The organism is Streptomyces sp. NPDC039462 (assembly GCF_055639375.1).
Genome location: NZ_JBVKAO010000011.1, coordinates 142,208 through 168,316, shown reverse-complemented (window position 1 = coordinate 168,316; position 26,109 = coordinate 142,208). Strand labels below are relative to the sequence as shown.

At 70.7% G+C, this 26,109-nt stretch carries 28 protein-coding genes, 1 rRNA gene and 1 pseudogene; 6 read left to right on the top strand and 24 right to left on the bottom strand.

Features of this window, described 5'->3' with window-relative positions:
* Positions 1-68, top strand: a 5S ribosomal RNA gene (gene rrf, locus ACZ7LU_RS39630); the annotation flags it as partial.
* 60 nt (positions 69-128) lie between these two features.
* Here the strand turns inward: rrf and ACZ7LU_RS39625 are convergent.
* Genes ACZ7LU_RS39625 through ACZ7LU_RS39610 form a run of 4 tightly spaced genes read right to left on the bottom strand, consistent with a single transcriptional unit; the run spans position 129 to position 3,831 of the window.
* Positions 129-800 (bottom strand): response regulator, encoded by a 672-nt coding sequence (locus tag ACZ7LU_RS39625; protein ID WP_471919613.1) that lies wholly within the window; start codon positions 798-800, stop codon positions 129-131.
* A complete protein-coding gene (locus ACZ7LU_RS39620; protein WP_471919612.1) occupies positions 797-2,080 on the bottom strand; it encodes a sensor histidine kinase in 1,284 nt (427 codons plus the stop codon). Before ACZ7LU_RS39620 ends, ACZ7LU_RS39625 begins: the two co-directional genes overlap by 4 nt.
* 36 nt (positions 2,081-2,116) lie before the next feature.
* On the bottom strand, positions 2,117-2,875 hold the full coding sequence (locus ACZ7LU_RS39615) for an ABC transporter permease (RefSeq protein WP_471919611.1): 759 nt from the start codon (positions 2,873-2,875) through the stop codon (positions 2,117-2,119).
* Complete coding sequence (locus ACZ7LU_RS39610) at positions 2,872-3,831, bottom strand: ATP-binding cassette domain-containing protein (protein WP_471919610.1); 960 nt, start codon at positions 3,829-3,831, stop codon at positions 2,872-2,874. The genes ACZ7LU_RS39615 and ACZ7LU_RS39610 overlap by 4 nt, the downstream gene beginning before the upstream one ends.
* 145 nt (positions 3,832-3,976) lie before the next feature.
* Between ACZ7LU_RS39610 and ACZ7LU_RS39605 the strand changes: the two genes are divergently transcribed.
* A complete protein-coding gene (locus ACZ7LU_RS39605; protein WP_468086677.1) occupies positions 3,977-4,540 on the top strand; it encodes a GNAT family N-acetyltransferase in 564 nt (187 codons plus the stop codon).
* A gap of 24 nt (positions 4,541-4,564) precedes the next feature.
* On the opposite strand, the gene ACZ7LU_RS39600 is transcribed toward ACZ7LU_RS39605, so the two are convergent.
* Together ACZ7LU_RS39600 and ACZ7LU_RS39595 are read right to left on the bottom strand one after the other, a co-directional pair.
* Positions 4,565-5,140, bottom strand: coding sequence for an NADPH-dependent FMN reductase (locus tag ACZ7LU_RS39600; RefSeq protein WP_471919609.1), 576 nt, complete (start codon positions 5,138-5,140; stop codon positions 4,565-4,567).
* A 71-nt stretch (positions 5,141-5,211) separates the two neighbouring features.
* Positions 5,212-6,744 (bottom strand): MFS transporter, encoded by a 1,533-nt coding sequence (locus ACZ7LU_RS39595; protein WP_471919608.1) that lies wholly within the window; start codon positions 6,742-6,744, stop codon positions 5,212-5,214.
* 67 nt (positions 6,745-6,811) lie between these two features.
* Here ACZ7LU_RS39595 and ACZ7LU_RS39590 point away from each other — a divergent pair, with 67 nt between their 5' ends.
* Positions 6,812-7,486, top strand: a complete 675-nt coding sequence (locus ACZ7LU_RS39590) for a TetR/AcrR family transcriptional regulator (protein ID WP_471919607.1) — start codon at positions 6,812-6,814, stop codon at positions 7,484-7,486.
* A gap of 76 nt (positions 7,487-7,562) precedes the next feature.
* On the opposite strand, the gene ACZ7LU_RS39585 is transcribed toward ACZ7LU_RS39590, so the two are convergent.
* Positions 7,563-8,495 (bottom strand): helix-turn-helix transcriptional regulator, encoded by a 933-nt coding sequence (locus ACZ7LU_RS39585; protein ID WP_471919606.1) that lies wholly within the window; start codon positions 8,493-8,495, stop codon positions 7,563-7,565.
* Between the two features lie 113 nt (positions 8,496-8,608).
* Here ACZ7LU_RS39585 and ACZ7LU_RS39580 point away from each other — a divergent pair, with 113 nt between their 5' ends.
* On the top strand, positions 8,609-9,388 hold the full coding sequence (locus tag ACZ7LU_RS39580; RefSeq protein WP_471919605.1) for an SDR family NAD(P)-dependent oxidoreductase: 780 nt from the start codon (positions 8,609-8,611) through the stop codon (positions 9,386-9,388).
* Positions 9,389-9,407: 19 nt separating this feature from the next.
* On the opposite strand, the gene ACZ7LU_RS39575 is transcribed toward ACZ7LU_RS39580, so the two are convergent.
* The 11 genes from ACZ7LU_RS39575 to ACZ7LU_RS39525 form a co-directional block, all read right to left on the bottom strand.
* The gene (locus ACZ7LU_RS39575) at positions 9,408-11,000 is read right to left on the bottom strand and encodes a type IV secretory system conjugative DNA transfer family protein (protein WP_471919604.1); all 1,593 of its coding nucleotides are present in this window, start codon (positions 10,998-11,000) and stop codon (positions 9,408-9,410) included.
* Positions 10,990-12,390: an ATP-binding protein gene (locus tag ACZ7LU_RS39570; protein WP_362993989.1), complete on the bottom strand. Its 1,401-nt coding sequence runs from the start codon at positions 12,388-12,390 to the stop codon at positions 10,990-10,992. Before ACZ7LU_RS39570 ends, ACZ7LU_RS39575 begins: the two co-directional genes overlap by 11 nt.
* A 62-nt stretch (positions 12,391-12,452) precedes the next feature.
* Positions 12,453-14,012: an SCO6880 family protein gene (locus tag ACZ7LU_RS39565; protein WP_398302683.1), complete on the bottom strand. Its 1,560-nt coding sequence runs from the start codon at positions 14,010-14,012 to the stop codon at positions 12,453-12,455.
* Complete coding sequence (locus ACZ7LU_RS39560; protein ID WP_471919603.1) at positions 14,009-15,376, bottom strand: hypothetical protein; 1,368 nt, start codon at positions 15,374-15,376, stop codon at positions 14,009-14,011. The genes ACZ7LU_RS39565 and ACZ7LU_RS39560 overlap by 4 nt, the downstream gene beginning before the upstream one ends.
* Positions 15,366-16,208, bottom strand: a complete 843-nt coding sequence (locus ACZ7LU_RS39555) for a DUF8175 domain-containg protein (RefSeq protein WP_471919602.1) — start codon at positions 16,206-16,208, stop codon at positions 15,366-15,368. Before ACZ7LU_RS39555 ends, ACZ7LU_RS39560 begins: the two co-directional genes overlap by 11 nt.
* Before the next feature lie 242 nt (positions 16,209-16,450).
* A complete protein-coding gene (locus ACZ7LU_RS39550; RefSeq protein WP_055570172.1) occupies positions 16,451-16,759 on the bottom strand; it encodes a hypothetical protein in 309 nt (102 codons plus the stop codon).
* 216 nt (positions 16,760-16,975) lie between these two features.
* Positions 16,976-18,397 (bottom strand): hypothetical protein, encoded by a 1,422-nt coding sequence (locus tag ACZ7LU_RS39545; protein ID WP_471919601.1) that lies wholly within the window; start codon positions 18,395-18,397, stop codon positions 16,976-16,978.
* 380 nt (positions 18,398-18,777) lie between these two features.
* The gene (locus ACZ7LU_RS39540) at positions 18,778-19,500 is read right to left on the bottom strand and encodes a hypothetical protein (protein ID WP_471919600.1); all 723 of its coding nucleotides are present in this window, start codon (positions 19,498-19,500) and stop codon (positions 18,778-18,780) included.
* Positions 19,497-20,183, bottom strand: a complete 687-nt coding sequence (locus ACZ7LU_RS39535) for a hypothetical protein (protein WP_471149915.1) — start codon at positions 20,181-20,183, stop codon at positions 19,497-19,499. The genes ACZ7LU_RS39540 and ACZ7LU_RS39535 overlap by 4 nt, the downstream gene beginning before the upstream one ends.
* 27 nt (positions 20,184-20,210) lie before the next feature.
* Positions 20,211-21,440: a PspA/IM30 family protein gene (locus ACZ7LU_RS39530; protein WP_471919599.1), complete on the bottom strand. Its 1,230-nt coding sequence runs from the start codon at positions 21,438-21,440 to the stop codon at positions 20,211-20,213.
* Positions 21,437-21,814, bottom strand: coding sequence for a hypothetical protein (locus ACZ7LU_RS39525; protein WP_468086698.1), 378 nt, complete (start codon positions 21,812-21,814; stop codon positions 21,437-21,439). Before ACZ7LU_RS39525 ends, ACZ7LU_RS39530 begins: the two co-directional genes overlap by 4 nt.
* A gap of 164 nt (positions 21,815-21,978) precedes the next feature.
* On the opposite strand from ACZ7LU_RS39525, the gene ACZ7LU_RS39520 reads away from it, so the two are divergent.
* Positions 21,979-22,617, top strand: coding sequence for an NADPH-dependent F420 reductase (locus tag ACZ7LU_RS39520; RefSeq protein WP_471919598.1), 639 nt, complete (start codon positions 21,979-21,981; stop codon positions 22,615-22,617).
* A 67-nt stretch (positions 22,618-22,684) separates the two neighbouring features.
* Here the strand turns inward: ACZ7LU_RS39520 and ACZ7LU_RS39515 are convergent, their stop codons facing one another.
* Positions 22,685-23,362, bottom strand: coding sequence for a DUF4232 domain-containing protein (locus ACZ7LU_RS39515; protein ID WP_471919597.1), 678 nt, complete (start codon positions 23,360-23,362; stop codon positions 22,685-22,687).
* Positions 23,363-23,587: 225 nt separating this feature from the next.
* Positions 23,588-24,265, bottom strand: coding sequence for a hypothetical protein (locus tag ACZ7LU_RS39510; protein ID WP_471919596.1), 678 nt, complete (start codon positions 24,263-24,265; stop codon positions 23,588-23,590).
* A 47-nt stretch (positions 24,266-24,312) separates the two neighbouring features.
* Here ACZ7LU_RS39510 and ACZ7LU_RS39505 point away from each other — a divergent pair, with 47 nt between their 5' ends.
* Entirely contained in the window at positions 24,313-24,783 is a 471-nt protein-coding gene (locus tag ACZ7LU_RS39505) for a GNAT family N-acetyltransferase (RefSeq protein WP_471117675.1), read from the top strand.
* Positions 24,784-24,807: 24 nt separating this feature from the next.
* On the opposite strand, the gene ACZ7LU_RS39500 is transcribed toward ACZ7LU_RS39505, so the two are convergent.
* The 4 genes and pseudogenes from ACZ7LU_RS39500 to ACZ7LU_RS39485 form a co-directional block, all read right to left on the bottom strand.
* Positions 24,808-25,080 (bottom strand): DUF397 domain-containing protein, encoded by a 273-nt coding sequence (locus tag ACZ7LU_RS39500; protein WP_471919595.1) that lies wholly within the window; start codon positions 25,078-25,080, stop codon positions 24,808-24,810.
* A 61-nt stretch (positions 25,081-25,141) separates the two neighbouring features.
* Positions 25,142-25,330, bottom strand: coding sequence for a DUF397 domain-containing protein (locus ACZ7LU_RS39495; RefSeq protein ID WP_471919594.1), 189 nt, complete (start codon positions 25,328-25,330; stop codon positions 25,142-25,144).
* 139 nt (positions 25,331-25,469) lie between these two features.
* Positions 25,470-25,781: pseudogene (locus tag ACZ7LU_RS39490) on the bottom strand (putative T7SS-secreted protein); the annotation flags it as partial.
* Between the two features lies 1 nt (position 25,782).
* Positions 25,783-26,106: a hypothetical protein gene (locus ACZ7LU_RS39485; protein WP_398302716.1), complete on the bottom strand. Its 324-nt coding sequence runs from the start codon at positions 26,104-26,106 to the stop codon at positions 25,783-25,785.
* Positions 26,107-26,109: the final 3 nt, after the last annotated feature.

The window sequence follows — 26,109 nt, the reverse complement described above, 5'->3', positions numbered from 1 at the left end:
AAGCTAAGCCTCATAGCGCCGATGGTACTGCAGGGGGGACCCTGTGGGAGAGTAGGACGCCGCCGAACTATTTTTGAATGGGAAACCCCCGCACCATTCGGTGCGGGGGTTTTCTGCGTTCTGGTCCTTTATGACGGGCTCACCAGTTTCGTGTCGTACGCCAGGATGACCGCCTGCACCCTGTCCCTCGCTCCCGTCTTCGCGAGAATGCGGCCCACGTGCGTCTTCACCGTGGATTCCGCGAGATGCAGGCGCGAGGCGATCTCCGTGTTCGTCCAGCCCTGGCCGATCACCGTCAGGATCTCGCGTTCGCGGTCGGTGAGGGAGCTCAGGCGCGGGTCGTTCGCCGGGCCCGCCGGCGTGGAGCCGGTCGTCGGCAGCTGGTCCGCGTACGCGTCGAGGAGCCGGCGGGTCAGGCTCGGGGCCACCACCGCGTCGCCCGAGGCGACCGCGCGTATCCCGGAGAGGAGTTCCTCGGGCAGCGCGTCCTTGATGAGGAAACCGGACGCGCCCGCGCGCAGCCCCGCGTACGCGTACTCGTCGAGGTCGAACGTCGTGAGGATCAGGACGCGTGTGCGGGCGCCCGCCGCGACGATGCGACGCGTGGCCTCGATACCGTCCAGGCCCGGCATGCGGACGTCCATCAGGACGACGTCCGGGTGGAGTTCGGCCGTCATGCGGACCGCTTCGCTGCCGTTGCCGGCCTCTCCCGCCACCGTCATGTCGTCCTGGCTCTCCAGGAGCATGCGGAAACCGAAGCGCTGCATGGGCTGGTCGTCGACGATGAGCACGGTCGTCACGGTGTTTCGCTGTCCTTCGGGAGGTGGAGACGGACCCGCCAGCCGCCCGGCGGGTGAGGCAGCGGCCCCGCCTCAAGTGTGCCGTCGTACAAGGCCGTTCGCTCCCGCATTCCGGTCAGGCCGCGGCCGCCCCCGGCGTGAGGGCTGCCGCCCGCCCAAGCGCCCAGCCCCGTGTCCGTGACCTCCACCGTCACACCCCCATCGGCATAGATGACGTCGACCGTGGCCGTCGCGTCGGGGCCGGCGTGCTTGAGGGTGTTGGTGAGGGCTTCCTGCACCACTCGGTAGACGGTGAGTTGGCGGCCCGCGGCGACCGCGTCCGCGCGGCCGTGCACGGTACTGCGCACCGGGAGGCCCGCGGCGCGTACGCCGTCGATGAGCCGGGCCAGGTCGGTGAGGGCGGGCTGCGGGGCGAGCTCGGCCGTGGCGGGGGCGTCGTCGCGGAGGACGTCGTCGCGGAGGACGTCCAGGAGGCGGCGGAGTTCACCGAGGGCCTGGCGGCTGGTGGTGCCGATGGCTTCGAGGGCCTGGGCCGCGCGCTCGGGGGACTTGGCGGCGGCGTACGAACCGCCGTCCGCGAGGCCCGTGATGACGGAGAGGTTGTGGCCGATGATGTCGTGCATCTCGCGCGCGATGCGGGTGCGTTCGGCGGCGGCGGCCAGCTGGGCCTGCTGGTCGCGCTCGACCTCCAGCTGGCGGGCGCGCTCGACGAGGGCCCGGGTGTAATCCTGCCGGGAGCGCACCGCGATGCCGAGGAGAGCGACCAGAGCGTACGCCCATACGTACGGGATGATCTGCTGGTTCCAACTGTCCTCCGGGTAGCGGAAGGCGCCCACGACGAGCGGTGCCGTCATCATGAGGCCCGCCCTGCCGAGCGTCTTCAGAGGCAGCCGCATCGCGATGCTGAACAGGACGATCATCTGGATCAGCGAGGCCTGGAGCATCGCGCCGGTCCAGCTGCTGACCAGGCTCGCGGCCACCATGACGGTGAGGACCGCCATCGGATGGCGGCGGCGCCACAGCAGCGGCAGCGAAAGCGCGGTGCTGAGCAGGAAGATGAGCGGGCCCGGCACGTCCGTGTCGGGCGCGGTGTTGCGCCAGCCGCCTGCGGCGTCCACGAGGGCCGCGACCACGAAGAAGCCGGTGACCAGCAGGTCCCAGACCAGCGGGCGGCGCCTGTCGAAGGCGCGCACCCGCTGCGTCGCACGCTGGAGGAGCCGCGTGAGGGGATGCGGCGCGGTGAGCAGCTCGGTGCGCGGCACGGTGAGTGGCTCGGTCACGGCCTCATCCTCGTACAACAGGCGTTCGTACGAAGGTCATACGTCGCGTCGCTTGAGCAGGACGGATGCCGTGGCGATGACCGCCGCCGACCAGAGAGCGAGGGTGATCAGAGCCGTGCCCGGCGCGATGGTGTTCTCGACCCGCGCCACCGAGCCGAGGGCGCTCGCGGCCTGCGCGGGGAAGTACTTCATGGCGGTGTCCACGGCGCCGAACGGCACCATCGTCAGGACCTCCGGCAAGATCAGGACCGCGCCGACGAACGCGCCGATCGCGCCGGGCACCGAGCGGAACAGGGCGCCGAGGCCGAGTGCGACGAGGCTGAGCAGGGTGAGGGCCGCGGCGCTGGACGCGAGGGCGCCGAACACGCCGGAGTCGGTGAGGGCGAGCTCCTTGTCGGTGCCGGAGAGCCAGATCTGAGCGAGCAGGAACGTGACGACGTTCGTCACGAAGCACACCGTGAACGCGACGGCCGTGAAGAGGCCGGCCTTGGACCACAGGACCGGCAGGCGGCTCGGGACGGCCGCGAGCGATGCGCGAATCAGGCCCGTCGAGTACTCGCCCGCCGTGACGAGGATGCCGAGGACGGCGAGACAGATCTGGGAGAGCTGGGTGCCGAAGAGGGTGAACACGACGGTGTCGATCTCGGCGTCGTCACCGTCATAGGTGGCGCCCATCGTGACGCCGACGGCGATGACGAGGGCGCACCCGGTGAGCAGCGTGATCCAGGTGGAGCGGAGCGTCCACAGCTTGTGCCACTCGGAGCGGACGATTCCTTTTGCGGTGAGGGCGCTCATGCCGCCGCTCCTTCCGGTCGACGGGAGGCATGTGGACCCGGGTCCGTCGGGGTGACGTATTCGACCGAGTCCCGGGTGAGGTCCATGAAGGCCTGCTCCAACGAGGCGGCCTGCGGGGTGAGTTCGAAGAGAGGGACGCCGTGCGCGGCGGCGGTGCGGCCGATGTGTTCGGCGTCCGTGCCGCGTACGTCGAGGGCGCCGGGCGCGTCGGCGGAGATCCGCACGCCCGGGCCCGCGAGCAGTTCGGCCAGCCGGCCGGCGTCGGGGCTGACGACCTTGACGGCACCGGTGCCCGACTCGCGTACGAAGCGTTCGACGGTGGTGTCGGCGAGGAGCCTGCCGCGGCCGATGATGACGAGGTGCTCGGCGGTCAGCGCCATCTCGCTCATCAGGTGGGAGGAGACGAGGACCGTACGGCCTTCGGCGGCAAGGGACTTGAGGAGGGTGCGGATCCACAGGACGCCCTCGGGGTCGAGGCCGTTGACCGGCTCGTCGAGGATGACCGTGGCCGGGTCGCCGAGGAGGGCCGCCGCGATGCCCAGGCGCTGGCCCATGCCGAGCGAGAAGCCCTTGACGCGCTTGCGGGCGACTTCGTGGATTCCGGCCAGCTCCAGGACGGTGTCGACGCGGCTCTTCGGGATGGAGTGGGTGTGGGCGAGCGCCATGAGGTGGTGGTGGGCGGAGCGGCCCGGGTGGACGGAGCGTGCTTCGAGGAGGGCGCCCACTTCGTGAAGGGGCGCGGGGTGGGCGGCGTAGGCGCGGTCGCCGATGGTGGCGTGGCCGCGGGTAGGGGTGTCGAGGCCGAGGAGCATCCGCATGGTGGTGGACTTGCCCGCGCCGTTGGGGCCGAGGAAGCCGGTGACGGTGCCCGGGTGGACCTCGAAGCTGAGGTCGTCGACGGCCTTCTTGGCGGGCCTGCCGCCATAGTGTTTGGTGAGTCCGTATGCCCTGATCATGTCTTCGATGCTGCCGTTCGCGGGGGCGCGGATCGTCGGACCGGGGGCGGGGAGAGCGGGCCGGGGGTAGTACCCGGGTACGACGGCGACCCCGAGGGAACCCCGGGGCAGCGGGGCCGCGGGACCGCCGTCTTAGGATCACCGCATGGAACAGGAGTGCGTGTACGTCGTACGAGCCGTCCGTGCCGAAGAGTGGCCGCAGGTCAGGGAGTTGCGGCTGGCGGCGCTGCGGGACCCGGCGGCCCCGGTCGCCTTTCTGGAGACGTACGAGGACGCCGCAGCGAAACCGGACGCGTTCTGGCAGGAGCGGGCGGCGGGCGCCGCGCGCGGGGAGCGCGTGCGGCAGTTCGTGGCGGAGGGGCCGCACGGCGAATGGGCGGGCTCGGTGACCGTGCTGGTCGAGGAGGCCGGGGCGGACGACGTCTTCGGCGGGTCGGTCGAGCGGCGGCAGGCACATCTTGTGGCGGTCTTCGTGCGGCCCGAGCACCGGGGGCGCGGGCGCGGGGTGACGGACGCGCTGTTCGAGGCGGCTGTCGGGTGGGCGTGGTCGCTGGAAGGGGTCGACCGGGTGCGGCTGTATGTCCATGAGGACAATCCGCGGGCGCAGGCCTTCTACCGGCGGTTCGGTTTCGTACGCAGCGGAGGGGTCGTCCCGGTGCCGGGCGACCCCTCTTCGCGGGAGTTCGAGCTGGTGCTGACGCGGCCTTGAGGGGCACGCGACGCAGGACAGGACCTAGTAGGGGTTCTCCGTGCGGGCCGTCCGCAGGGCCTTGGCCCACCAGGCCAGCTGGTCCAGCATCACCTTGGCGGCGCCGACCGGGCCGTACTCCGCGTACGCCGGGCCGCCCTCCTCGAAGTGGTCCCAGGCGTTGTGGAAGCTGACGACCTCGCGGATGGTCGCGCAGTGCAGCTCGGCGAAGACGAGGCGGAGCTGCTCCACGGCCCGCAGGCCCCCGCCGTGGCCACCGTACGAGACGAAGGCGACCGGCTTGGCCTCCCACTCGGTGCGGTGCAGGTCGATGAAGTGCTTCAGGGCCGCAGGGAAGCTGTGGTTGTACTCCGGGGTGATCACCACGTACGCGTCGGCGGCGTCGACCCGCTCGGCGAGGGCGGTGAGGGCGGGGGTGCGCTCGGTGCCCCAGTCCGGGTGGGCCGACGGCAGCTCCAGGTCGGCGACGTCGATGACGTCCAGGGTGAAGCCGGTGTGCCGTCCGGCGAGGGCGGTGAACCAGGCGCCGACGGTGGGCCCGAAGCGGCCGTCACGGGTGGAGCCGACGATGACAGCGAGGCGGAGGGGAGCGTTGGACATGGGGTACTCCTTGACGTGATGGGGATGGGGGTTCGAACGCGGGGGTGCCGGGGGGGGGGTGCCGGGGTGCTTCAGCGCGCCTGGGCCGCAGTGGCCTCGGGCAGGCCAGGTGACGTGCGGGCCAGGCTTTCCGCTTCCGTCGTACGCGGTCGCAGCAACTGGCGGACCAGGAGCGCGAGTCCGGCGACGAAGCCCGCCACGGCCCACAGGGTGATCCGCCAGGCCTCGGTGAACGGGCCGGCGTGACCTCCCGCGCCGGCCGTGACGCGCCCCGCGAGCTCCGCCGACCCGAGCCGGGACTCCACCAGGGCGAGCAGCAGCGCGCCGAAGAGGGTGAGCATGACGGCGCCGGTGCCGCCCCGGACGGTGTTCAGGAAGCCCGATGCCATGCCGACCTTCGCGGGCTCGACCATGCCGAGCGCCTGGGCGTCGATGATGCCGAGGGACAGGCCCTGGCCGACGCCGACGGTCAGCAGGGGTCCGGCGAGCGCGGCCGTGGAGATGCCGGGGTGGAGAGTGGTCAGCCAGGCGTTGCCCGCGGCGATCAGGAGCAGGGAGAGGACGAGCAGGTGACGGGCGGGGGCGCCGCGGTTGACCAGGCGGGCGCCGAGCGGGGGCAGGGCGAGGACGGGCACGGTCATCAGGAGCAGGACCAGGCCCGCCTCGCGCGCCGAGGTGCCGCTGGTGCCCTGGAGGTAGGTGGGCAGGAAGACGAGGATGCCGGTGGTGCCCGCGCCGAGCCCGAAGGAGCCGAGGGACCAGCCGAGGAACGCGGGGTCGCGGGCCAGGGAGAGGTCGAGGACGGGCTGCCCGCCGGTCGCTGCGAGGCGCTTCTCGACGCGTACGAAGGCGGCCAGGAGCGCCAGGCCCACGGCGAGCGGCAGCAGCGTACTCCCGGACGACCAGCCGGACTTGGAGCCCTGCGTGACGGCGAACAGGGTCAGGGAGAGGCCGCCGATGAAGGTCGCTGCGCCCGCCTTGTCGACGCGCGGCGGGGCGTCGGCGCGGGACTCGGCGAGGAAGCGGGTACCGGTGAGGATGAGGGCGCCCGCGGCGGCGAAGGCGAGGAACGTGGTGCGCCAGCCGAGACCGTCCACCAGCCAGCCGGAGAAGGTGGGGCCGATGGCGAGGCCGACGCCCGCCGTGGTGCCGAGGGCGGCGAACACCCTGGTCCGCGCGGGCCCGGTGAACGTGGCGGCGAGCAGGGAGCCGCCGCTCGCCATGACGCCCGCCGCGCCCACGCCCGAGAGCAGGCGGGCGGCGTCCAGGAGCAGGATGTGGTGGGCGGAGGCGGAGGCCAGGGTGCCGGCCGAGTAGAGGGCGGCGCCCGCGGTGAGGACGCGGCGGCGGCCGAAGATGTCGCCGAGCGAGCCGGCGACGAGCATGACGGAGGAGGCGGCGAGGAAGTACCCGACGACCACCCACTGGAGAGCCGCGCCCGACGCGTCGAGGTCGGAGCCGATGCGGGGCAGGGCCACGGTGGTGCCGGACATCGCCATCGGCAGCGTGAACATGCCGAGGAGGACGACGAGAAGGGTCAGGGCGGGGCGGCCCCTGCCATCGGGGCGCGGGTGCGGGGCCTGCGGGGCGGTCGCGGTGGGCATGCGAGTAAAGTACAACGTACGTTGTAGTTATTACAACGGTCATTGTAATTTTTCTTGGAGAGGTGAGATGGCGAGCGGTACGGAACAGGGCCCGGGGGAGCAGAAGCCCCTGCGCAAAGGGATGCTGGAGAAGCGCCGGGCCATTACGAGCGGCGCCCGGACCGTCTTCGGCCGCGAGGGCTACACGCGCGCGAGCATCGACGCCATCGCCGCCGAGGCCGGCGTCTCCACGCGCACGATCTACAACCACTTCGGCGACAAGGAAGGTCTCTTCCGCGCCGTCCTGCTGGAGAGCGCGGAGTCGGTGACGGCGGCGACGGAGGCCCTCTTCGAGCGGCATCTGCGCAAGGTCCGCGACATCGAGGAGGACCTCCTCGACCTCGCCCGCGACTGGGTCGGCCAGAGCGAGGCGCACCCCGGGCACTTCTCCGTCGTACGCCAGATCATCCCGGAGGGCGGGCGGCTGCCCGCGGACGTCCTGGAGGAGTGGCAGCGGGTCGGGCCCCGGGCGTCCCAGGAGGCGCTGGCGCGCTGGATGCTGGAGCTGGGGCGGCAGGGGAAGATCGCCGTCGACGAGACGAACGCCCGCAAGGCGGCACGGCACTTCGCGCTCATGGTGGGCGGCGGCGTGACCGCCGAGTCGTACTTCGGCGCGCTGCCGCTGGAGAAGGCCGAGATCGAGGAGATCGTGGGGGACGGCGTGGAGATCTTCCTGCGGTTGTACGGAGTGGAGGGCTCCTAGTGGATCCAGGGGACCTCTGCTGGATCCAGGGGACCTCCCGTGGATCCAGGGAACCTCTCGTGGATCCAGGGCGCTCCTAAAGGTCGGGTTCCGCGCGGGCGATGAGGTAGCCGAGCTGTGCCCGGGACTGTGAGCCCAAGTCCCGGGCCAGCGCGGCCACATGGCCCGCCACCGTACGCCGCGACACCCCGAGGCGGCGTGCGATCGCGTCGTCCGTGAGGCCCGAGACCAGCAGCTTCATGACCGCGCGGCGGACCTCGTCGACGATCAGCGGCTCCCGTGCGCGGGAGGCGGCCGGCTCGGCGACCGGCCTGGCCCGCTCCCACGTGTCGTCGAAGACCGCGGCGAGGTGCGCGACGACGGCGGGCTGCCGGATCTCCACGACGCCCTGGTCGACGAGGTAGGCGACGCTGCGGTCGCACAGGAGCAGGCGGCCGGTCAGTTGCTGCAGGGTGCGCACGCTGCCGCCCGCTCGCTCGATGTCCTGGATCCGCCGCCGCTGCGCGGCGTGCGTACGGGCCGCGTGCGGGAAGAGGGCGCGATGCGTGACGCCGGCCGGGACCGGGACCCCGCCGGCCGGCTGGACGGCCATGAGCTCCGAGCGGCAGCCCCGCACGGCCTGCTCCAAAAGTACGGGGACGGCGTCCGCGCCGTCGACGACCGTCAGCCAGTCCTGGGACTCACGCCGGGCGGCCCGGTAGATCGCGTGGACCGGCGAGAAGCCGGCACTGATCGAGCGCAGCCGGTCCTGCTGTGCGTCGAGCAACTCCCGCACGGGCTGGAGCAGTTCGGACTCCGCGACGTTGGGCGACACGGGCACGACGACGTCCGGGTCGTCCGGCGGTGGCGTCAGCAGACCGAGGTGTACGAGGCAGTGGGGCGCCGTCCCCCGCGGCAGGCAGCCCTTGACCACGGCGGCCCGGTAGCGGCTCAGCCCCTCGGCGCAGGGGGCCCGAGCGGTGTCGGTGCACCGGCAGCCGGCTTCCGGACCCTGTGCGTCATCGTGCATCGCACGATTATGCACCGCCATTTCCCAGGTTGGAGTGGTTTCTCGCTGTGAGACTTGCGAGCAGGAGCCCGCATGGGCTTGGGAATCAAAGGAAGTAAGGGAGCGTGGTTCCTATGGATCTCGCCGGAAGCACCGTCGTCATCACCGGGGCGGGCAGCGGTATCGGCCTTGCCACTGCCGAACTCGTCGCGCGGCGCGGCGCGCGCGTCGTCCTCACCGACCGCAGCGCGGACGTGGTGCGCCCGCACGCCGAGCGCATCGCCAAACTGACCGGTGCGGAGGCCGAGTTCCGCGCGCTCGATGTCACCGACGGCGACGCGGTCGAGGAGGTCATGGCGTCGGTCGGCACCATCGACCACCTCTTCACCTGCGCGTCCGGCAGCGTCGTCGCGCCCTTCGAAGAGCTCACCGAGGCTGAGATCCGGCAGTTCTTCGAGGTGAAGTGGTGGGGGCAGTACCGGTGCCTGCGGGCGGCGCTGCCGTACATGCCGCGGGGGCGGGCGGCGGCGGATTCCGGTCCGGGGCCGAAGCCGGGGTCGGATTCGGGGTCGAGGTCGGGGTCGGTCACGCTCGTCTCCGGGTACCTCTACCGGAAGGCCGACCCGGGTTACTTCGCCTTCGCCGCCGTCAACGGAGCGGTCGAGGCCGCCGTGAAGTCCCTCGCCATGGAGCTCGCGCCGCTCCGCGTCAACGCGGTCGCGCCCGGCCCCACCGACACGCACGCCCACCTGATGAGCCCCGCCGAACACCGCGCCTACCGCGAGGAGATCGCGGGACGCCTGCCGGTGGGGCGCCCCGGCACGGCGGAGGAGGTCGCGCACGCGGCGGCGTACCTGATGGAGAACTCGTTCACCACGGGGACGACGCTCGATGTGGACGGCGGGAAGCGGTGAGGCGCCCGTGACGGGCGGCCTACTGGACCGGCAGCTCGCTGTCCGGCCAGCGCGCTCTGCCCTGCTCCCGCGACCGGAGCAGGGCCAGGGTCGGCAGACCCCGGTCCGCCCCGGTGGAGAGCAGCTCCGGCAGCTGGGGCAGCGGAGCCACCGCGGCGACGTCGTCCAGGACGAGCGTCATTGGTGGGTCGAGCCGACCGGAGGATGACCGTGCGGCCATGCGCCGGCCGTGCTCGACCACGCTGGAGGCGAGTGCCGTCAACAGGGGCATGGCACCCGGGCCCTGGCGGGACTTGGGATCCTCGATCGCCTCACCCACCACAAAAAGCGTGCCCCCTTCATCGACGAAGGAATCCAGCGAGAGCGCATCAGTTCGGTTTGGTGTGCAGGATTCGCGCAAATGGACGGTGAAGAGCGCGGAGAGGGCCCGGGCGGTCAACTCCTGGGCGATGTCGCGGCGTTCGGGGTGCGCGGTGAGGGCGGCCTCCAGCTCACCGGCGGTGCCGGACGCGGCCTTGGGGTGGGTACGGAGGATGCGTACCGCCTCCTGGACCTGCGTGCCCTGCGCCCAGCGGTGCACGAGCTTCATCGGCTTGTCGGCCACCGCGGCGGCGTGCAGGAAGCTGCGCATCAGCGTCTGAGCCGTGTCCGCGACGGCGGCGTCCAGCTTCGCGGCCGGTCTTATCGGGGCGAGGAGCGCGGTGGCGCGGTCGTTCGCCGTCGCCTTGTCCCGGCAGCCGGAGAGGGGGGACCAGTGGAGGCGGGCCGGGGTGTCGCAGAGGTGGGAGGGGTCGTAGAGCAGGACGGGCCCGAGCTTGGCCCGGGCGTCCTTCGTCTCGGCCCACAGGGTGGGGTCGGAGGTCAGGACCAGGGCCGCGCCCTCGGCATCCCGGACGGCCTGCACGGCGAGGGGGCGGCGGGTCGTGGGGCTGCCCAGGATCAGGGGGGTACGGGGGGTGGGGACGGGGGGCGTCACCGGAGGCACCGGGGCGATGTTCTCCGCGCCTCCGGCGCGGGGTGCCTCGTGCTCGGCGCCCGGGGCCGGGGTGCTGTTCACCGCGCCCGGCGTCGGGGTGTTGTTTGTCGCGCCCGGGACCGGGGTGCTGTGTTCCGCGCCTCCGGCGCGGGTTTCCCACCCACCCGCCCTCTCTACCTCCGGCTCCGCGCCTCCGGCATCCGGCCCGGCATCCGGCCCGGCATCCGGCCCGGCACCCGGCCCGGCCGCCGCCCCCGCCGCCCCCCGCTGCGCCCTCCGTACCGCCCGCCACCGCGTCACCGTCCCCAGCACGAAGACGGTCAGCACGATGAGGACCAGCAGCTGGCCGATGAACAGGCCCCAGAGCAGGCCGTAGCCCGAGAGCTGGTCCGGTGGGGTCTCGGGCCAGGCGCCCGCGACGTCCTGGGGGTCACCGATCAGATGGCGTACCGCCGGAGGCGTATGGCCGAAGGAGACGCCCTCCGGCCAGGAGCCGTGCGCGAAGCGGCCCGCGAGGTTCGTGGCCGACCACACGAGCACCGTGGCGCCGATCAGCAGCCCGAGGAAGCCCACCAACAGGCCGTCCGGAACACCCCGTTCGGGGCGTCTGCGACGGTCCTCCCACTCATCCCGCATGCTGCTCCATGTACGCCGCCCGCTGCTCCGCCTCCAGCTCGGCCGCCCGCAGCGCGTCGTCGGCCGGTGTGTCGTCGGAGAGATCGGCCGACGATTCGGTCATGGCGCGGTCGGTGAAGACCAGCGGCCGTTCCGTCTCGGTGATCAGGTGTTTGACGACCTGGACGTTGCCGTTGACGTCCCAGACCGCGATGCCCGGGGTGAGGGTGGGGATGATCTCCACCGCCCACCTGGGCAGCCCGAGGACCCGGCCCGTCGCCCGCGCCTCGTCGGCCTTCTGGGCGTAGATGGTCCGCGTGGAGGCCATCTTCAGGATCGCCGCGGCCTCCTTCGCCGCCGCGCCGTCCACCACGTCGCTCAGGTGGTGCACCACTGCCACGAACGACAGACCGAGCCGCCGCCCGAACTTCAGCAGCCGCTGGAACAGCTGCGCCACGAAGGGCGAGTTGATGATGTGCCACGCCTCCTCCACCAGGAAGATGCGCTTCTTGCGGTCGGGCCGGATCCACGTATGTTCGAGCCAGACGCCGACGATCGCCATCAGGATCGGCATGGCGATGGAGTTCCGGTCGATGTGGGAGAGGTCGAAGACGGTCAGGGGCGCGTCGAGGTCGACGCCGACCGTCGTCGGGCCGTCGAACATGCCCCGCAGGTCACCGTCGACCAGCCGGTCGAGGACCAGCGCCACGTCCAGGCCCCAGGCCCGTACGTCGTCTATGGCGACGTTCATGGCCTCGGCGGACTCCGGCTCCGGGTGGCGCAGCTGCTCGACGATGTCGGTGAGGACCGGCTGCCGGTCGACGATCGTCTCGTTCACGTACGCGTGCGCGACCTTGAGCGCGAAGCCCGACCGCTCGTCGAGCCCGTGCCCCATCGCGACCTCGATGATGGTCCTGAGCAGCGCGAGCTGACCCGTGGTCGTGATCGCCGGGTCGAGCGGGTTCAGCCGGATGCCCATGTCGAGGGCGGCCGTCGGGTCGAGCCGGATGGGAGTTATCCCCAGCTCCTGCGCGATGAGGTTCCACTCGCCGACGCCGTCCTCGCCCTGCGCGTCGAGGACGACGACCTGGCGGTCCTTGAAGCGCAGCTGCCGCAGGACGTACGTCTTCTCCAGCGCCGACTTGCCGTTGCCGGACTCGCCGAGCACCAGCCAGTGCGGAGCCGGCAGCTGCTGCCCGTACAGCTGGAAGGGGTCGTAGATGTACCCCTTGCCGGAGTACACCTCACGCCCGATGATCACGCCCGAGTCGCCGAGACCCGGCGCGGCCGTCGGGAGGTAGACCGCCTGGGCCTGCCCCGTCGACGTGCGCACCGGAAGCCTGGTCGTCTCCACCTTCCCGAAGAGGAAGGAGGTGAAGGCGTCCGTGAGGACGGTCAGCGGATCCCGCATCACAACAGCCTGCCTCTACGTCGATACCGTCTAGCGCAATTGCGCGCTCGCACTTATGCGCTCTAGCGTCGGATGCCGGTCGCGAACGGCAGCGTGTTGACGAAGGCCCTGTGGTGCTCGCGGTCGCACCACTCCAGCTTGAGATACGACTTGCCGGCGGAGGCGCGGATGGTGCGCTTGTCGCGCGCCAGTGCCTCCGGGGAACGGGACGAGACCGTGATGTACCCGACGAGGTTCACGCCCGCCGCGCCGCTCGCCAGGTCCTCGCCGCGCTGGTCGAGGCGGGAGTGCGAGGCGATGTCGCGGGGGTCGACCGTGCGGTTCATCTTGGCCTGGCGGCTGGCCTCGGCCTCGTCGTTGGTCTTCTCGGTCAGCATCCGCTCGATGGCGACCTCGGTGGGTTCGAGGTCCATCGTCACGGCCACCGTGCGGATGACGTCCGGGGTGTGGACGAGCAGCGGTGCGAGGAAGTTGACGCCGACGGGCGTCATCGGCCACTCCTTCACCCAGGCCGTGGCGTGGCACCAGGGGGCGCGGGTGGAGGACTCGCGGGTCTTCGCCTGGAGGTAGGTGGCCTCCATGGCGTCGAGCTCGGCGGGCCAGGCGTTGCGCTTCGTCATCGCCTGGATGTGGTCGATGGGGTGGTCGGGGTCGTACATGGAGTGCACGAGGGAAGCGAGCCGGCCCTGGCCGAGCGGCTGCCTGACCCGGATGTCGGCCTCCTGGAGCCGCGAGCAGATGTCGGTCAGCTCGCGGGCCATGACGACGGCGAGACCGGCGTCCTTGTCGAGCTTCCTGCCGCCGACCGGGCGGGCCGCGCGGGCCATCGCCTGCGCCTCGGCGGCCAGGTCGCGGGAGTAGTGCATGCAGGCGACGAGGTAGGCGCGGTGCTGCTCGCTGCTGGTCGACACCATCGACTGCAGCTGGTCGTACGACTGCTTGAGCCAGGGCAGCGCACGGTCGTCGCCGCGCTGGCTGACGTCCTTGGCGTGGGCGTCCGGGTCGGCGGGCAGCGTACGGGCGAGCATCTGGAGGCGGGTGACGAACCCGTCGCCGTTCGCGACGTGCTTGAGCAGCGTCCCGAACCGGTCGACGAGGGCCTCCTGGTCCTCGGAGTCGCGCAGGCCCACGCCGGGGCCCTCGATCTCGATGGCGGCGGTGACGGTGCGCCGGTCCGCGTGGAGCAGCACGGCGATCTCGTCGGGGCCGAAGGGCGCGGCCAGCCAGCTGATGCGGCCGATGCCGGGCGGCGGCCCGACCTCGACCTCCCTGCCGTCCAGCCGGATGCCCGCCTCGGGCGCGCCGGAGCGGTAGGCGGTGCCGCGCTTCAGGGAGCGCTTGTAACTGCGGTTGATCTCGAACCACTTGTAGAACGTCCGGCCCTTGTACGGGACGTACACCGCCGCGATGGCGAGCATCGGGAGGCCGGTGAGCAGCACGATGCGCAGGGAGAGGACGGGGACGAGGAGTCCGCACATCATGCCGAGGAACGCCCCCACGATGATGAGGGCGATCTCCCCCGTCTCGCGGTTCTTGCCGACGATCGCGTTCGGCCGGGCGCGGCCGATCAGATATGTGCGGCGGGGCGCGACCGGCTGGGACACGTGGGACTGGGTCGTCAACGCCCTTCACCTCCCGTGCGGTTGGTACTGCTGTTGCTGATGTTGCGGGACCCGCCGCGGTTGCCCGCGTGCGGCGTGTTCGTCGCGCTGCTGCTGCGTGGCGCGGGGGCGGCGGAGGGGACGGATCCGCCGCCGTTCGAGGAACCGCCGCCGTGGCCGGAGCCGCGGCTGCTGTGGGCGGCAACGCCGCTGCTGGCGGGGTTGGCGGGCCGCGCCTGGCTGTTGCCTCCCGCTCCGCCTCCGCCGTTTCCGTTGCCGCGGGCACTGTGGGTCTTGATGCCCTGCGAGACGAGGGAGGCGGGGGAGCTGATCACGGCGGCGGCCTTGTTCTCGGCGCCGCGCATGATGCGGTTGTTGCGGGAGCCCGCGATCTCGTCGCCGAAGCCCGGGACGAAGCGGTAGATCATGGCGCTCGCGAAGATGGCGAGCAGGATGATCGACAGCCCGGAGACGACCGCGGAGAAGGAGTCGGGCCCGTCGTCGGCGGAGAGCGCCCCGGCGAGCCCGAGCACGATGACGATGATCGGTTTGACCAGGATCACCGCGATCATGATGCCCGCCCAGCGGCGGACGTGGGACCACAGGTTCTTGTCGACGAGGCCGGCGTACACGACGGTGCCGAGGAGCGCTCCTACGTAGAGGAGCGCCGCCCTGATCACGAGCTCGAGCCAGAGGACGCCCGCGGCGAGGATCGACACGAGCGAGACGACGATCAGCATGATCGGGCCGCCGCCGATGTCCTCGCCCTTCTTCAGCGCACCGGAGAAGTTCCCGAAGAAGGTGTCCGTCTCACCGCCCGTCGCCTTCGCGATCACGTCCGTGACGCCGTCCGTCGCCGAGACGACGGTGTACAGGATCAGGGGCGTGAAGGCGGAGGCGAGCACGGTGAGCCACAGGAACCCGATGGCCTCGGAGATCGCGGTGGTCAACGGCACGCCGCGCACGGCCCGCTTGGCGACGGCGAGCAGCCACAGGAGCAGCGTCAGGATGGTCGACGCGGCGAACACGACGGCGTACTGCTGGAGGAACGTGGGGTTCGTGAAGTCGACGTTCGCCGTCTCCTTCACGGCGTCGGACAGCTTGTCGACGGTCCAGGACGCGGCTTCGGCACAGCCCTTGGCCAGGGAGCTCAGGGGGTCGGGGGAGTCGCCGAAGGGGCTATCGGCGGGGTATTTGCTGTCGCCGCCGTCTTCTTCGGCTTTCTGGCCTTTTTCGCAGTACCTCTTGGCGGGTCCGACGATGAGGTCACACCGCTCGTCCTCCGGGTCGGGGGCGGCGTAAGCACGTGAGGCCAGCAGGACCACCGTGACCTGGACGGCCGAGACAGCGGCGGTGAGCTTCAGTGCCTGACGACTAGCGGGCATACGTGAACCCTCCGTACTCCTGGACGGCCTTGGCGATCTCGTCGGCGGTGGAGACCTTGTTGTCGCCGTTCACGGGAGCGGGGCCGTCCTTCGACTGGAAGCTCTCGACCTTCCAGTCGCCGTCGGCCCAACGCAGCTTGAGGGTCAGCGTGAACCAGTCGTTGCTGACCGGGTTGGTCGTGTCCTGGCCGGCTGTGCCGAAGGCGCCCGTGCACCAGACCGCGACGGTCGCCGCGCTATTCGAATACGCCGTCGTCTTCGTGCCCACGGGCACGGTGCGGGATACATACGTGTGGCCGGGCGCGGCGTTGCCCTTGTCATCCAGGCCGATCTTGCCCAGGAACTCCTTGGAATATGTCTTGTCGAACTTGCCCTGCAGCTCACTCACCTTGTCGGTGACGAAGAGCTGTTTGACGATCTCGGCCCGGCGATCGGGTTTGAGGATGTCGGCCGAGACCAGGGACACCGCGTAGTTGGACGCGGCGCTCTGCGCCCCCTGCTCGTCACGGGCGAACCCCGAAGGGATCCCCCCGCTCTTGTCCCCGACCGGCTTCTCCCCCGTAGGGGCGGTCGCCGCCGCGTCCGGCTTCTTCGCGTCCGTGCCCGTCGAAGACGTCTCGTCCCCTCCCCGGTTCGCGAAGGCGATCGCCGCGATCAGGAGGACCACGACGCCCACGACCGTGACGAGGCTGCGCGGGGACGTCCGCCCCGGACGGGTGGACCTGCGCGCCCCGTAGACGTCGTCGCCCCCGCCCTCCCCCTCGGGAAGCCGTGTCCGGGTCTCTCCCGAGCCGCCGAAGAGGCCGTCGTCCCGCTCGTCGTCGAGGCTCATGCCGAGTACGCCCCCTCAACCTCTCGCTGGACCGTCACGTAGGACACGTATGACGGTAGCCCTGCTGGTTCCCGCGCGGGCGCGGTGTGGTGACTCGACATCAGGGAGTTGCTACCTCAGCCGGTGGGCACGACGGACGGGTGGGGGAGAAGGGGGACAGGGAGAGAGGGACGGGTGGGGGAGAAGGGGGACGTGGGGGAGGGGACGTGGGAGGGAACGGCGGAGGCCGGAGCGTGGGACCGCTAGACCGCCATGCCGTAGACGATCGTGAACAGTGTGCCCAGCGATCCGATGATGAAGACGCCGGTCAGACCCGCGATGATCAGGCCCTTGCCCTGCTCGGCGCTGAACGTGTCGCGCAGCGCCGTCGCGCCGATGCGCTGCTTCGCCGCGCCCCAGATCGCAATGCCGAGACAGAGGAGGATGGCGATCGCCATCACGACCTCGATCATCACGCGTGCCTCGTTGCCCAGGCTCCCGAAGGGACCCCAGTCGGGGGCGATCCCGCCGATGATGGTGGTGATATCGCCCTTTTCGGCTGCCATAAGCATGTGTAACTCACCGCCCCTAGTGGGTTGTTCTGCCACCTCTGCCCACCTCGGTGCAGAGGACAGCTCATTGTCGCCGACAATCGGGCCAGCGCATGTCGCCTTGGCGCCATTCGTTGGCCGACTTCGTACGGTTCCTCGGACGCGAGGTCTGGTGACTCTGTGTATCACGCGGTACGACGCCGGGCAATGACGGCCCGGCGTGCCCCTGACCAGGTGTTAAGTAAGCCCGAGCCCGGCGGTGCCGCGGGTCACGAAGGAGCAGTCGGTGTAGCGGTAGGCGGTGCTGAGCTTCGCACCGTCGGCTCGATTGCGTACGGTGGCCCGCTTGTAGAGGAAGTGGTACTCGCCTGCGGGCAGCCGGAGCGTGGTCTTGGGGTACTTCCCGACGCCGGCCCGGCAGGCCGCGTCGCCCTGGGACTTGGTGGCGTAGACGCGGCACGACGGGCAGTCCTTGAGCTTGACAGTGCCGGTGGTGGGGCCGGTGTAGAGGACTTCGAGATCGCCGGGGCCGAGGTTGGCGACGACCAGCTCGACCGTGCCGCCGCCGGATGAGCGGGCCGGGGGCAGGCCGCGGCCCGCGCTCGGGCGCTCGACGGCGATCTCCGCGCGGACGGCGATGTCCTTGGCGCGGTCCCGCTTGGCGTTGCCGGGGTACTGCCGGGCGAAGTCGTTCAGGGTCTTGGCGGCCTGCGCGAAGTCGGCGTCCTTGAACTCGTCCACACCGCAGGCGTAGACGCCGCGTTCCACGGCGCGGTCGGTGGCGGCGCGCAGCGGCCCGGCGTCGACTTCGTCGCCGGGCAGGGCGTCGGCGGTCGCACCGAGGGCGCGGAGCGCGGCGACGTCGGCGCAGGGATCGGTTCCCTTGAGCGCGGCCGACCGGGTGTCGATAGCGGCGCGCAGGGCGGGCTCGACCTTCGCGGCCTGGTCTGACTCGGGGAACGTACGGAGGAGTTCGCTCAACGGGTCGTTCGCTTCGGCCTTGCCGAGCGCGGCGGCGCCGCACTCGTACAGCGAGGTGGCGAGGGGGTCGTCGGGCCAGCCGGCGAGGGTCCCGAGACGGTCCTTGCCGGCGGTACCGAGGGTGCCGGGGACGGTCCGCAGGTGCTTGAGGGGGGTGACGGCGTCGCAGTACCGCTCGGCGGCGTAGGGGGCGGCGACGGATTTGTAGTACGCGTCGAGGCTGTCGGGCAGGCGTTCCGCGGCCCGCGATCCCCCGTGGTCCTCGGCGAGACCGCGATAGATCCCGAGGGCTCTCCTGTACTGCTCCTCCGTCGCGCCGCCGAAGGGGCGGCCGTCGAGGCCCGCGACGATGCGGTCGGCGCTGTTGAGGCGGTCGAGCAGCATCTCCTCGACCGCCTCGTCCTGCGCGGCCTCGTACGCGAAGGCGCCACCGGCGGGCACGGCCAGCAGGACGACGCCCAGCCCGAGGGCGAGGGGCGCCCGCAGTGGCCTCCTGCCGTACCCGGCCGCGCCTTCGCGCACGGCACGCCGGGCCCCGTCGACCGCCACGATCACCAGGAAGACCACGTACCCGATCACGACGCCGCCGGGGACGCCGTCCACGTCGGCGGGCAGCGCCATGAACAGCAGCACGCCGGTCGCGGCCCAGCAGACCGCGGCCGGCAGCCACCGCCGCAACAGGACGTACCCGAGACCGAGACCGCTGAGGTTGAGGAGGGCTGTGGAGAGGGGGTGGAGGGGGTTGGGGGGTGCTGGTGGTGGGGCTGAGGCTGGGGTTGCGACTGGGGGTGGCCCTGCGGGGAGAGGCGGCAGGGGGATTGTGGGAGGAGAAGGCGGCGGGGTCGGCGGGTTCGGCGGGATCTCGGGCGGAGGCCCGAACTGCCCTCCCGGCGGTGCTCCCTCCGAGTCCCCGCGCGGGGCGCCGGCCACTCCGGCGTCGTCGCCCGGTACCGCGTCGTACTGATCCCCAGGTTGCATCTTCGGCTCCCCCCAGCCGCCGCATGCAGGGCGATGTATTGCGCCCAATTCCCTCACGGTCGGGGAAAGTCGGACACCCGTCAACCGCGCGGGGGCCGACTGCCACCGTCCGCTCCGGCGAGTGCCTTCATTTCGAGGAGGGGGTCCTCGAAGCTGACGTTCTCGGCGATCTGGTGCAGCAGGCTCCGGTACTCGGCGCGCCGACGTACGGCGGTGGTGCCGAGCGTCAGTACCACCAGGCGCTTGCCGTCCGGGTGCGGGAGATGGGCGAAGACTTGGAGCACGGGGTCCTGGGGGAGGCCGGAGTCGGCGTTCGGGGTGCGGACGGTCTCGCTGAAGGACGCCGGGCCGCAGGGCAGTTCGAGGTACGCGATGTGCTTGTGGCCCTCGGCACCCGCGACGGCTCGGGCGGCGGTGACGGTGGGGGCGGCGGGGGCGATGTCCCGCCACGACACGGTGAAGAGGGAGAACAGAAACTCGCCACCGGCCTCGCTGGCCTCGCCGGGGGCGGAGATGTCGTCGCGGTGCAGGCCGATGGCGCACCGGGTGGTGCCTACCTCGGCCAGGGCGGCCAGCAGGTGCTGCCCCTGCCCGAGGTGAGCCAGGAACCGCTGGCGGGCGAGGTCGTCGTTGAGGGAGTCCAGGACGGGGGCGAGTGCCTCGCGCAGAGCCTCGGCTCCCGGGGAGCCCGGCGGATTCAGCAACGTACGGAAGGGGATCGTGGTGAAGCCCTCGGGCTGGGCGAACCACATGTCGGCTTCAGGGTTGTGCGCCGACTCGTCGAGAATGAACCTGATGGTCACAGGGTCTTCGCCTTCGGCCTGCGCGGGTCGACGTAGGGGGCGAATCCGGCCTGACGGCCGAGGTGCACGTCCTCGGGGGTGGCACCCCACTCGGTGGTGAGGGCGTGCTCGGCGCCGGCAAGACGCTGCCTGAGGAGCTTGAAGCGGCGGGGCGCCTGACCGCTCGGTGTCGGCGCGGCGAGGATGCCGATCATGCGGGGGTCACCGGCGAACCAGATCGTCTCGATCTGGGCCTTCAGTTCCTGCTTGGCGCGGGGTGCCATCCGGCGGTGCCACCAGCCCACCCTGAGGTGGTTGGAGATGACGAGTGGGAGTTGCTGCTCGCGGTGGGCGGGGTTGGGGAACTTGAACCAACCGTACTGATCACCCTGAATATCGGGATAGGTGTCCAGGCCGTGCGGAACTCCTTGGAGCACCTGCCACGGATATGTGCGCAAGACGCGGAGCTTGCGCATGGCGATGGGGAAGTAGCCGAATACCTGGACGAACAGTCGCCAACTGCCGTAGATGGTGTAAGGGATAAAGATCCATAGCACCCAGTCACTCTCGGTGGAGAGCCCGAGGAGGGCGATCCAGACGCCGATCCATCCGATGAGTCCGGCCACGTTCTTGACCATGAGCAGGAACCAGGCGCGACGGGTCGGCGGATGCTGCCACGCAGTGGGGTGGTCGGCAGGGTTCATGGGGGCGCTTCTTTCTCCAGGGAAGGGTTAAGAGAAGGCGAAACGTGCAATGGTCGGAATGCCCGGCACGTCGAGCAGTAGACGCCCTCCGTCAACCTTGGTCGATGCCTCGGCCCTGCCTTCGTCATCGTCGATGAGCCCGTAGCCGGCGGTCCCCGCACCGAGAGCTCCTGAAGTGGCGGCCACGTTGGTAGCTGCCACGTCGCTGGTGACGAATGCATTGATCAAAGGGTTTCCCAGCTGGGCGATGTCCTTGCCCGCATCCAGGGTGTGTGTGCCGTAGGTGGCCAGCTTCTGCCCGAGATTCAAGGTCTCAGTTCCTGCCCGCACCGCTTGAGTGGCAGTGCGACCACCCTTCACGACGGCCCCGAGTCCGGGCACCACTCCTACGGCGTCGGCTCCGACCGAAACGAGATTACTGAAGAAGTCGGAGTCGAACTCGCCCTTGGTGAACCCGTCCCACAAGGACGCCCGCACGGTCGGCTCCGAGAACCGGAGTCCCAGCGCCACACCGCTCGTGGCCGACGCCGCCAGCATCAGCGCAGCCGCCACCCCGAGCCCCAATGGACCGGTGGCGATGATCGCTGCCAAAGCGAGCACCCCGGCCACCGCACTGAGAATGTCCGGCAGATTCTCCTTGACCCACTCGCACGCCTTCTCGAACCAGCCCGGCTCATGCGGTGCCAGCTTGTCCGTCGCGTCGCGGATCTTTTCCGCGCGGTACTTCGACCGCTCCTCGTGCTCGCTCTGCAGACTCCGCGCCCTGCCCAGAATCCGGTCGAGCTCCGCCTGTGCGTCCTCGACCTTTCCGTCGGCGAGCTTCAGGGCCTTCTTCGCGTCGTCCTGATGTTTGCCCTTCTTGTCCAGGTCGGGGTCGGCGCCGGCGGTCTCGGCGTGACCCTTCGCCGCCTTCAGGGCCTCCCGGGCGTCCTTGGCCTTCCCGTTCAGCTCCCTCGCGCGGCGCTGGAAGTCGTCGAGGTCGCGTTCCCAGCGCTCCAGCTGCTTTGCGGCCTTTTCGATGGAGCGGGCGGCGTTCTTGAGGTTCAAGGAGAGGGGTCCCTCGTCGATGGCCTCGCGGAAGGCTACGGCCGCGTCCCCTTCCCAGTAACTGCCGTCCATCAGCTTGGTGACCACCTTGCGGGTGTCACGGAGGACGGTGACGCAGCCGGTCAGCTTCTTGTGTAAGTCCTTTACGGTGTCGCAGTCGCCGGGGGTGGGGTCGAAGCCGAGGTCCGGGTAGTTCGCGGCGCTCGTCACTTCGGGATCTCCACGATGTCGTCCCTGGTCTTCCCGGCCTTGTTCATGGCTTTTGTCAGCGCCTCTTCGACTTCCATGAAGGCGTTCTTGTTCTGCTCGATGATTTTGGAGAGATCCTCCGTCTGTTCACCGATCTGCTCCGCGCCGTACTTCCAGTCCTCCTGGAAGTCCTCACAGGCCTTGTCGAGCTCGTCCGTCCCCAGCCCCCCGACCGTCGCGTCGGCCAGGGCGCCGCGCAGGCCCTTCAACGACGTGACGGACCCGTCGAGCAGCTTCATGAACTGTTCGAGTTCGACCGCGTCGACTCTGAGCTTCTCGGCCACTGCTGTCCCCGCCTTCGGTCGGTCCCCTGTCGTCCCGGGCTCGACGTCCATCGTGACGCCAGAGGCAGACGGGGACCGGGACTTCGGCAGGATTCACACGCGTGAAGCAGCAGGAGCCGAGCGTTGCCCGGGCTTTTGGACTACGTCGGTGGGTCCATGCGGAGTGGAGCCCGGGACCGATGCCCTCGCCGGCACGGGCGCTTAGCGTCCTGGGCATGAGAATCGGACTTGTGGGGACCGGACATGTGGCCCGTGCGCTGGGGGCCGGCTGGAGCAAGGCGGGGCACGACGTCGTACTGGGGTCCCGCTCGCCGGAGGAGCGGCGAGAGGCGGACGAGCTGAAGGGGTTCACGGTCGTCGGGGTCGGTGAGGCGGGCGCGCACGGTGAGGTGGTGGTCAACGCCACGCCCGGCACCGCGTCCGTGGACGTGCTCAGGGAGATCGACGCGGCCGATCTCGCCGGGAAGGTGCTGGTCGACATCGGCGTCGGCTTCACCGACAACATGGACCTCTCGCACCCCAACTACAGCCTCGGCGAGGAGATCCAGGCGGCGTTCCCGGAAGCGCGGGTGGTCAAGACGCTCGCCACCGTGGACTCCGTCGTGATGACGGCCCCGGAGAGCCTGGAGGGGCCCGCCACGATCTTCCTGTCGGGCGACGACGACGCCGCCAAGGCGACGACGAAGGGGCTCCTCGCCGACCTGGGATGGCCCGATGCCTCCCAGTTGGACCTGGGAGGCATCGGGACCGCGCGCGGGCAGGAACACTTCGCGCTGCTGTTCATGGGCGTGGCCCGGGCGATCGGGTCGTACGAGTTCGGGATCAGGGTCGTACCGCAGCGGGTGGCTTCGTAGCAGGTGGCCTGGCAGCGAGCGGCCTGGCAGCGAGCGGCCTCGTAGACGCGGTGTCGAACGGGGCGGGTCAGCCCGCCGGGGAGTCGCTGACCTTGCCGACCGGGCTGATGGACAGCTTCGCGCCGGACGGGGCGTCCGGGTTGTCCACCGGGAGGGAACCGGCGGGCCAGGAGATGGTGACGGTCTTCGTCTCGTTCGGCGGCGTCACCAGGATCTTGGCGATGCGCACGCCGGAGCCGCCGCTGTTGTTGGCCGGGAACGTGATGTTGAAGGCGGCGGACTCGCCGTCCTTGATGACCGAGGGGCTGGCCTTCTCGCCGTTGCGGTTCACCGACAGCGTGTCTCCCGACGCCGTCTTCAGGTCGACGCCCGCGTAGCCGTTGATGGTGCAGTCGCGGCCGCCGCCGTTCTTGAACACGACGGTGACGACGCCTTCCGTCTTGTCGGTGGAGTTGTCGACGGCGGACACCTCCAGCTCGTCGCTGCGGCAGATCCCGGCCTTGCCGTTCGCGCCGGAACCGGTGCCGGCCGCAGTGCCCTCGCCTTCGCCGCCGCTTCCATTGCCGCCGCTGCTGCCGCCGCCGGTGCCCTGGTCCGAGCCGCCGCCCGACGGGGCGCTGGACGCGGAGTCCGCGGGCCCGGTGCCCGAGCCGGCGGTGTCGTCGCCGTTGCACGCGCTCAGGCCGAGGGTGCTGATCAGCGCGAGGCCGGCGAGGAGCGTCTTGGTGGCGTGCGTGTGCTTCATGGGGGTCCCCGTGAGGTGTGGTGTGGAGGCGTGGTGTGCGGTGCGGCCTGGGCCGTACGAGGCCGTGTCGTCCGGCCTGGTGAACAGCGAAGCGGTTGCCCTCGGGGTGGGGCAAGGAGCGCCGGACGATCAGGGACGCTGGAACGCTCCCAGCGCCCCTGACCTGCGGAAATGTCCATTCCCTGGAACGCCGTCATGGGACGCCACGCGAGCGGAACCGGGGACTCAGCGCTCGCTCTTCGGGGCGCTGTACCAGCGCCACTTGGCCGGGCGGGGGCGGCCCGGCAGGTCACCGCGGCCTGTCGCCCACAGGAGGGTGGGCCACGGCTCCGTGTCGTCCGTCGGGGCGTCGGGGAAGAGGCGGTCCAGGACGCGGGTGCAGAGGCCCGCGGGCGGGTTCCAGGCGTCGCGGATGCCGAGTCCGCCCGTGATGTCGTACGTGTGGACCAGCGTCTCCACGATGCCCATCGCGGCGAAGCCCTCCGGGTCGGAGACGCCCCAGCCGTGGTGGGCGCGGGCCGTCGGCGGCGTGGTCGCGACCATGCCGGTGAGCAGGGCGCCGCACGACTCCACGACCTGCAGCAGGCCCGCGACGCCGGCCTCGCGGTCGGCGAAGGTGACGTTGGAGGGGCCGCCGTCCCTGCGGCGGTACCAGAGGAAGGGCACCTCGGTGTCCAGTGGCGGCTGCTCCGGGCCGAGTTGGGCGGCGTACGCGAAGAGGTCGTCGGCGAGGTGCTCGACCGTCTCCCAGCAGTCCCAGTCGAGCCCGCCCGCCTTGGCGCTCCAGTCGGCGTCGGCGGGAGCGCTGCGGAGGGTGGAGACGGCGAGACGTACGGCGGTGGTCACGTCTTCGGCGGTGACGGCGGCGAGTTCGCGGTCGGCGGGGTTTCCTGTGTCAGACATGGGCGGACGGTAACAGTGGGTCGGCAGGCCGAGTTTAGGGTGCCCGGATGACGACGTCCCGCCTCCGCCTGGAGAAGATCACGCCCGACAACGTCGAGGCCGCGGTCCAGATCAAAGTCCGAGCCGACCAGGAGAAATTCGTCTCCCCGGTCGCCAAGTCGCTGGCCGAGGCCTATGCCTCACCGGATGTCGCCTGGCCCAGGCTCATCCTCGACGGGGATGAGCCGGTGGGCTTCGTCATGGCCTTCCTCGGCGTCCAGTTCAACCCGGAGCTGCCCGGCGACCGCCGCCGCTCCGGGCTCTGGCGGTTGAACGTGGCGGCGGGGCGGCAGGGGCGGGGGTACGGGCGGTTCGCCGTGGAGGCTGTGTGCGAGGAGTTGCGGCGGCGGGGGGAGTCGGTGGCGACGGTGACGTGGACGCAGGGGGAGGGCGGGCCGGAGGGGTTCTATCTCGGGCTCGGGTTTCGCCCTACGGGGGAGATGAGCGGGGGCGAGGTCGTAGGGGAGATGCCTCTGTAGCGCGGGGCCGGTGGCACGGGCGACTCAGCTGCCCGTGCCGCCCTCTACGCCTTCTACGCCTCCTACGCCCTCTACGAAGTGGTCGAACTCGCCCGCCTGTACGCCGAGTACGAAGGCGTCCCACTTCTTCCGCGTGGTCGTGACGACGTTGCCCGGGTCGCTGGTCTCCCGGAGGTAGACGGCGTCGTCCTTGCCGAAGGCGATCTCGATCCAGGGCCCGGGGCCCTGTTCGTCCTCGGGCGCGGCACGGATCCAGTCGAGGTCGGCGGGGATCTCGGGGCGGGGTGTCTCGGTCATGTCCGCTTCTCTGGGTGGGGCCGGCGTGGGCGCGGGGGGTTCGGGCGTGAGGCGGGTCCGTTCAGCGCCCGCGCGCCCGCTTGGCGTCCCGCAGAAGGGCGGCGAAGGCCTCGGGGGTCGTGCGGAGTATCACGCCCGTGGGGTCGCTGCTCTCGGTGAGTTCGACCGTGCCGGTCGGGTCGCTGGCGACGTTCACGCAGGCGTCGCCTTCCTGGCAGTAGGAGGAGGTCTGCCACTGGTGCGTGGGCATGGGGGTTCCCTTCACAGGTCTTGGGCGATGCTGTGGATCAGGTCCCGTGACTTCGCCGGGCTGAGGGCGGTGTCCTCCACAACATCGAGCAGGTGGCGGTACTTCCCGAGGTGGGCCTCGGAGTCCAGGAGTACGGGACCTCCAGGCGGTCGGCCTCGTTCTGGAATTCCTGGAGTTCCCGCGCCCAGCGGTGCAGGGCGCGCGATGCCTTGTCGAAGGACTGGTGGCTCTTGCGGATGAGCGGGGTGACGTCCTCACCTATGTACTCGGTGAAGGCGAGCGCGGCCTTGCCCTTCCAGGCGCCACACTCGATCCGCTCCAGGTCCCGCACCGCGGTGCCGAGTTCCGATGCGAGTCCGCCCAGCTTCTTCGCGAGCTCACGGGTGTCCTCGACGTCGCCCGGCGTGGGGTCCCAGCCTATGTGGGGGAACGCGGGTCGCTTGGTTCCCACGTCAGTGGCCCCCGCCCCTCTTCTCCGCGGACTTCTTCTTCGCCGTCTTGAGTGATTCGGCGAGGGCCTGGTCCAGTTTGCTGAACTCCTCGTCGATCTTGTCGATCATCTTGACGGCACCCTGGGTGTGCTTGCCGAGCTGCTTGACGCCGTAGCCCCATTCATCGGCGAATTCCTGGACGTCCTCGGCGAGTTTGCCCGTGCCGACGACCGAGCCGTCCGTGTTCTTGAGGGTCCGGCGGGCGGCGTCCATGCGGTCGCTGACGGAGGAGAACGTCTTCTTGAGGCTCTCGAAGACCGTGCCGTCGAGACGGAGGTCGCTCATGGT

Bases quoted from the DNA above. Each gene is read 5' to 3' on its own strand.
- ACZ7LU_RS39560 (WP_471919603.1), bottom strand. From the start codon at position 15,376: ATGCCCGCTAGTCGTCAGGCACTGAAGCTCACCGCCGCTGTCTCGGCC.
- ACZ7LU_RS39585 (WP_471919606.1), bottom strand. From the start codon at position 8,495: ATGCACGATGACGCACAGGGTCCGGAAGCCGGCTGCCGGTGCACCGAC.
- ACZ7LU_RS39615 (WP_471919611.1), bottom strand. From the start codon at position 2,875: ATGAGCGCCCTCACCGCAAAAGGAATCGTCCGCTCCGAGTGGCACAAG.
- ACZ7LU_RS39505 (WP_471117675.1), top strand. From the start codon at position 24,313: ATGACGACGTCCCGCCTCCGCCTGGAGAAGATCACGCCCGACAACGTC.
- ACZ7LU_RS39520 (WP_471919598.1), top strand. From the start codon at position 21,979: ATGAGAATCGGACTTGTGGGGACCGGACATGTGGCCCGTGCGCTGGGG.
- ACZ7LU_RS39595 (WP_471919608.1), bottom strand. From the start codon at position 6,744: ATGCCCACCGCGACCGCCCCGCAGGCCCCGCACCCGCGCCCCGATGGC.
- ACZ7LU_RS39550 (WP_055570172.1), bottom strand. From the start codon at position 16,759: ATGCTTATGGCAGCCGAAAAGGGCGATATCACCACCATCATCGGCGGG.
- ACZ7LU_RS39495 (WP_471919594.1), bottom strand. From the start codon at position 25,330: ATGCCCACGCACCAGTGGCAGACCTCCTCCTACTGCCAGGAAGGCGAC.
- ACZ7LU_RS39580 (WP_471919605.1), top strand. From the start codon at position 8,609: ATGGATCTCGCCGGAAGCACCGTCGTCATCACCGGGGCGGGCAGCGGT.
- ACZ7LU_RS39515 (WP_471919597.1), bottom strand. From the start codon at position 23,362: ATGAAGCACACGCACGCCACCAAGACGCTCCTCGCCGGCCTCGCGCTG.
- ACZ7LU_RS39590 (WP_471919607.1), top strand. From the start codon at position 6,812: ATGGCGAGCGGTACGGAACAGGGCCCGGGGGAGCAGAAGCCCCTGCGC.
- ACZ7LU_RS39485 (WP_398302716.1), bottom strand. From the start codon at position 26,106: ATGAGCGACCTCCGTCTCGACGGCACGGTCTTCGAGAGCCTCAAGAAG.
- ACZ7LU_RS39535 (WP_471149915.1), bottom strand. From the start codon at position 20,183: ATGAACCCTGCCGACCACCCCACTGCGTGGCAGCATCCGCCGACCCGT.
- ACZ7LU_RS39600 (WP_471919609.1), bottom strand. From the start codon at position 5,140: ATGTCCAACGCTCCCCTCCGCCTCGCTGTCATCGTCGGCTCCACCCGT.
- ACZ7LU_RS39605 (WP_468086677.1), top strand. From the start codon at position 3,977: ATGGAACAGGAGTGCGTGTACGTCGTACGAGCCGTCCGTGCCGAAGAG.
- ACZ7LU_RS39510 (WP_471919596.1), bottom strand. From the start codon at position 24,265: ATGTCTGACACAGGAAACCCCGCCGACCGCGAACTCGCCGCCGTCACC.
- ACZ7LU_RS39575 (WP_471919604.1), bottom strand. From the start codon at position 11,000: ATGCGGGATGAGTGGGAGGACCGTCGCAGACGCCCCGAACGGGGTGTT.
- ACZ7LU_RS39525 (WP_468086698.1), bottom strand. From the start codon at position 21,814: ATGGACGTCGAGCCCGGGACGACAGGGGACCGACCGAAGGCGGGGACA.
- ACZ7LU_RS39555 (WP_471919602.1), bottom strand. From the start codon at position 16,208: ATGAGCCTCGACGACGAGCGGGACGACGGCCTCTTCGGCGGCTCGGGA.
- ACZ7LU_RS39500 (WP_471919595.1), bottom strand. From the start codon at position 25,080: ATGACCGAGACACCCCGCCCCGAGATCCCCGCCGACCTCGACTGGATC.
- ACZ7LU_RS39610 (WP_471919610.1), bottom strand. From the start codon at position 3,831: ATGATCAGGGCATACGGACTCACCAAACACTATGGCGGCAGGCCCGCC.
- ACZ7LU_RS39570 (WP_362993989.1), bottom strand. From the start codon at position 12,390: ATGCGGGATCCGCTGACCGTCCTCACGGACGCCTTCACCTCCTTCCTC.